Origin of the sequence: Sphingopyxis sp. GW247-27LB, from assembly GCF_002277025.1 — a bacterium.
In the GTDB taxonomy this organism is placed as follows: domain Bacteria; phylum Pseudomonadota; class Alphaproteobacteria; order Sphingomonadales; family Sphingomonadaceae; genus Sphingopyxis.
This window is the reverse complement of sequence record NZ_NIWD01000012.1, coordinates 1-5752: the sequence shown is the minus strand read 5'-3', so window position 1 is coordinate 5752 and position 5752 is coordinate 1. Positions and strand designations below refer to the sequence as shown.

Below are 5752 nucleotides of genomic sequence, written 5' to 3'. Positions count from 1 at the left end.
GACACTACAACGAAGAGCGACCGCACAGCGCGATCGGGAATATCCCCCCGATACGGCTGGCAAACTCAGCCGGTGCAACCAGCCCACCAGATGTGAGTAAGGCGGAAAACTCTAGACCCGCGTGGTCCAAGGTTGGGTAGCAGTGCAATTCGAGGGGCAGGAGCCAATGTGCCTCCCATATCGCTCGCGCGAGACGCAAGTTTCCGCAGTGCGCACGCCGGACGTATCTCACACCCATTCCTCGCCCAAGACTGCAATTGGCGCATGAAATCGGCGTCGGAGGGCCTGCTACTGGCCCTCCGACGCCGCGATTTTCATGCGGTATAATTTTTCCCGATCGATTGGGACAGCTAAAGCATTAGAATTTTGCGCCGATCGCGACACCATAACGCCGCGGATCAAGCGTGTAGATATTTGTAAAATTACCGGAAGATGCATCGGTGACATAAAGTCCGGTAACTGAGTTGCTATCGAAGATATTCTGAACGAACCCCCGGACAAACCAGCGCTCGTCGGCACCATTCAACTGCAAAACTGCATTAGCCTGTACGAAAGGTTGGATGCGATTAATTCTGCCGTTGAAGATATTGCCATATTGCTTTCCGGTCATGGAAATGTCGACGCGGGGGACGAGTGTCATACCATTCCCGACCTCTGCCGTGTACTGCACGCCCATCGAGACCTTGACATTCGGCGCTTGCGGCAATGTGTTGCCCTTGATGTTAACCTCGACGCCAGGACTCAATACCTGGATCCCGCTGTTCGCAGGGATAGCGCTCGCGAGGACACCGCAAATGCCGAACGCGCCGCTGGAGGCGATATTGCCGTCCGAAGGAAATTCCTGCGGTGCGCGAAGGCCGAGAGCCGCATTTACGCCCGCAACGAACGCATCAGCAACGCCAGGCGCAGGTCCCGTGACAGCGCAGTGCGCACCATTGCTGATGTCCTTGATAATCACGGCATCAGGATCCCCGCCGCCCGGATCACGCGGATTGGAGAAGAATTGATCGCCGGCGACCTTGGCATTGAGATAGCTGAAGGACAGATTGATAAGCCAGTTCGGGTCCGGCCTGATGACAGACTCCAGTTCGACACCCCAGATATTGGCGTCAACCGTGTCATTCACGGACGTTCTTGCCACGATGCGGCTGAGCTGCAGTCCACTATATTTGTAGTAAAATGCGGTGGCATTGAGTTGTAACGCGCCGTTTGCGAAGACGTTCTTGGAGCCGATCTCGAAGGCATCGATCGTTTCAGAGCCGAAACTCTCGCTGACGGCGAAAATCGGAGAAAGCGGAGGATTGATCCCGCCGGATTTGTAACCCCTAGAATAAGATGCATAGAGTGAATTGTCCGGCGTAACCTCGAAGGCCAGAACTGCTCGTCCGGTAATTTCGTCGAAGCTTACTTCGCGAAACTGGGCGAGCTGTTGGCCCGGCGTCCCCGGGTCGGCATCGAAAAGCCCAGACGGCCCGGTGAGGGGCGTTATCGGGGTATCGAACGGATCTCCATCATTGGCATAAGGGTTCAGGAAACTGATCAGCGTCGTACGCGCCGTCACATCCTTCTTGTCATTATTGTAACGCAGCCCCCCGGTCAACGTCAGCCGGTCGCTTAGATCGAAATAGACCTCGCCGAAAATGCCATAGCTCTCTAGATTCGATTCCAGCGAGTTGTTCCGATACATCGACGTCGCGAAATAGGATGGCGGAAGGCCGCCCGACAAGGAGCCGAATGAACCCAATACGGCACTGGCGTAATCGAGCGCAAACGAGTTCACATAATAGCTATTGTCGGTGGTTTTCGATTTCGCGTAAATTCCGCCCAACAGGAAATTGAACGGCCCGTCGAAGTCACTCGTGAGGATGAGCTCTCCGCTCCACGATTCGCGTTGTTCCGAAGATCGATCGAAAGAAAGCGGCGTTTCGGAACACAGCGAGTTCCCTTCGAAAGCGCCTCTGCTTCCATCATCATTATCCGACGTGCACAGCACGCCCTGCGGACCGTCCGGGATTAGAGCGCCGGCAATCGGCGAAAAATAGGCCGAAGAGCCGGGAATGAAGGCTGGCGCCGGCGGAGCAAGACCTGTCGGTAATCCGTTAGCCGCAAAAAAGTCCAACGTATTGAGCGCCGGGGCGAAACCGGCACGGCTTTGAATTCCAAGAAAATAGTCCTGCCTGGAATCGACTTCAGTATCCTGATAAATGCCGGTGGCCGTCAGGGTCATCGCGCCGAATTTTTGCTCAAGGCGCGCCTGCACCTGTAGCTCTTCGGCAAAATAGAAAGGGGTATAGGCCGTGTTGACGACACGCACATCGCCAGGCTCCTGAAACCCGGAAAACCCATCAGGGCCATAAAGGCTGCCGAGGCCGAGCACGGCGGGAATGCCCTGAATGGCGAAGAACTCGGATGAACTGAGCGTCGCACCGACCGTTGAATTTGCGTTCGTGGTATCGAAATCACGTCGATTGTTCAGGCATCCGAGCACGCCCAATGGATCGCGTTGGCACGTTTGTTTCTGGTTTCTGAGGCGCGTGTCCTTTTCCCGGAAATAATAGCCCATGAGATCGATCGTCGTATCAGGACCGGGTTCGAAACGAAGGGAGCCTCGCAACGCATAGAGGTCCCGAGCGTCGATGTCCGATCCATCATAGAGATTCGTCGTATAACCGTCGCGGTTCACATATATGCCCGCCAGCCTCACGCCGATCATATCCCCGATCGGGACGTTGACCATGCCACGCGCTTCGATGCTGTTGAAATTGCCATACTCGAATTGCGCTTCAGCCTCGAAACGGGAGAGTTTGGGTTTCGCGGTCACAACATTCACGACCCCGGAGGTCGCATTCCGGCCGAACAGGGTGCCTTGAGGTCCGCGAAGGACTTCAATCCTTTCCAGATCGAAATATTCGGTCTCGAACAGGCGTGTTCCGAACAAGGGGGATCCATTGACATGGATTGCGGTCGCAGCATCGCAGGTGACGCCGACGCACAGGTCGCCAACGCCGCGAATAGTGAATGAAGCTGAGGTGAAATTGCCTTTCGAGAAAGATACATTGGGCAGCGTCAGCTGTAGATCCGAGGCATTTTCGATCTGCTGGCTTTCAAGCGCCTCAGCGCTGAATGCGCTGACAGCGATCGGTACGTCTTGCAAGCTTTGCGCCTGACGTTGCGCTGTCACGACGATGACATTGTCACCGCCATCTGGCTCTTCGGCTATGACTTCCTGAGCATTTGAGACCTGTGGCAACGCCATCACGACGGCGCTTGCCAACCAATAGGCTTTCTTATTCATCACCCTATCTCTCCCTGTCTCGATTTTTTCGTTTCTTGCGCGAACCCGTCCTTGTCCCCGATTGTCGATGTTCAAAAATGGGGCAGCTCGCCGAGCTGCCCCGAGTTTGAGGAGTGGCCAGAAGGAGATTTCCGGAGAGGAAAAGATTCTCGCCGCTCGGCTGGAAGATGAGCAGTTTTTCGGCATTTGGTAAAGAACTTTATTATGGCACTTTATTATTTTGCTCGGGGCGGTGGGAGGTGTGCCATCTCAGATCCGAAGATATCAGTTTATACATCCGATGCTTGCTGTCAGCGCTTCAGCCTTGGCGCGGTCGAGCGCGCGCCGACGACTTTTGGATGCGGCTGCGGTACGGCATGCCCGATCCGGAGCGCATGACCCGCGTGGTCGAAAGTTGGATAGCAGTGCAAAAGGCCGGGCTCTGATCCCGGCTGGTGGAAACCAGGGGGTCAGGTCAGTTCACCTATTCCTTCCCGTTCAATTTAGAGTCATCAAGATCGTATTAACCACGTCACGGTCCCTGCCGGGCAGGGCTTTCACGTGGGGGCATCCATGACCAGAACCAAACCATCCCTTAAGTCAGCTATCCTGTTGGCCAAATAGGATCAAGGCGACCGGCGCACCAATTTACCTCGTGACTGAGCCATGTGCGCGCGAAAACCGTCACCACTTCGATGGGGATTCGACATGACATTGCCATTTCACATGCCGTCCACAATCCGCCTTTCGGGTGTAGGTCTTGCCGCTTGTGCGATTGCCACGATTGCTGCCGCAAGTGCGCAGGCGCTACCACTATCCAGCTTCAAGGATCAGGGCGTCGACCATATCTTTGGCAGCTACGCCCCGCGCGGCGACTGCTCAAAGGAACCGCGCGTAACCATCGATGAAAAGGGCATGACGTTCCGCGCCAATGGTCGGGAAATAAAGCCCCCTCGGGTGGAATATGCTCTCACCTTCATGGGCCAGAGCTATGACGGCATCATGGCAGTATTTTTTCCCTTTCCAGTTAGCAGCAATGATTTTGGTCGGGTTCTCATGTATGTGAACGACGACGAGAAGCGCGGTGTCATCCGCTTTGAATCCGATCTGCCGCGCGGCCAACGCCCGGCTTCTTTCCATGCGGCCTTCACGGGTGGCGGCCCGTTCACGCTCTGCCAGGGCAGCGCTCTTGCTGGCACGCCACTGCCGCCACGGCCTGAGCCGGCGGTGGCCGTGCAAGGCATTCCAGCGGAATGGACCAATCTCGCCAGCCTCGTCGGCAAATATCCGGGAAGCTACGCCAAGGACAATATCGACCTGTTCGATAAGGGTACCTTGGCTGCGGCATTGAAGGCCCGGATGGGGCCGAAGATGGCTGCGCTGCGGACCAATCTCTCAGCCGTCTCGCCATTGCAGCGGGCTGGGAACTATTACTATCTTTCCGGCAATGCGCAGCATCAGGGCGGTGTGGAGCAGGCCTATATAATAATAGACCCGGCGCGCCGTGCGGTGCAGGTGGGCCTTTGGGAGCGCGGCAAGCTAACAGTTTATCCGTCTGCTTCGGGCGTTAGGCTGCCGATTGCGCCGGAAATCAAGACGCTGTTGGACAAAAGCCCGCCCGAAACGGCAGTGCCGCTTCCCGGTACACCCTGGGAAGTTGTACCGGTGCAAGGTCGCGCGCCCATGGCTTATGTGAGCGCCGCGGCATCGCCCAACATCGAAGCCCTCAGTCTCTATTGTGAAGGCGGAAAGCCCTACATGGCGATGCTGCTCAACAAGCCCTCCGCCGACAATGCGATGACGATGACGTGGAACTTCTCCGGTCGGCTCGTTAGCATATCCGTTCAGCGCGCCAATGCGAACGGCACTCAATGGATCGGCGGCGTGACGGGTACGCAACTTGTTCCCCTGCTCATGCAGCAAAGCGGGACGGTGATGCTACGTATCAACGGGCGGCTGGAAGGCGAAGCCTCGCTCAGCAATTCAATTGCAGTGCTGCGCGATACCCTGCGGGGATGCGTGCGGCTCTGACCTGTGAGAACGGCGCCGCCTCCATTTCAGGTGCTCTGCCACCTGAATTCTGGACCAGTTGCGGTTAGAGTTTTCCGCCGTAGATATCATTGGCTGGGCGAGGAGTTAGAGCGGGATGACATTTGGCTGATTCAAAGGGGATTCTTTTTTGGGCGGTTTTCTGATTCATATGTGGACGCCCCCTATGGCAAGGGCTTTGTGGTCGCGATGGCTTTGATCGGTTGCTTTCATATGTCCGGCCTGTTTGTGCGGCGTTTTGAGTGCCGCTGGCCTTGATGGAAATCCGCCGGTGAGGTCCCTAGGCCGCGTTGACAAAAGACTTCAGCCATAGCCGCGTGGCGGCGAGGTTTAGGAAGCTCTCGAACGAGAGAAGGGTTTTGTCATATCGAGTGGCGATGCGTCGTTGCTGTTTGAGCTTTCCGAACATGCGCTCGACGCGGTTGCGGT

Annotated in this window: 3 protein-coding genes; 1 reads left to right on the top strand and 2 read right to left on the bottom strand. The window is 56.3% G+C overall.

The annotated features are described in order from the left end of the window. Positions 1-358: 358 nt before the first annotated feature. Positions 359-3295, bottom strand: coding sequence for a TonB-dependent receptor (locus CD928_RS16990; RefSeq protein WP_054588702.1), 2937 nt, complete (start codon positions 3293-3295; stop codon positions 359-361). A 687-nt stretch (positions 3296-3982) separates the two neighbouring features. Here CD928_RS16990 and CD928_RS16985 point away from each other — a divergent pair. Beyond that, entirely contained in the window at positions 3983-5305 is a 1323-nt protein-coding gene (locus CD928_RS16985; RefSeq protein WP_039575466.1) for a hypothetical protein, read from the top strand. Positions 5306-5603: 298 nt separating this feature from the next. On the opposite strand, the gene CD928_RS16975 is transcribed toward CD928_RS16985, so the two are convergent. Continuing rightward, the coding region (locus CD928_RS16975; protein WP_141237185.1) for a transposase at positions 5604-5752 on the bottom strand (149 nt) is incomplete at its 5' end.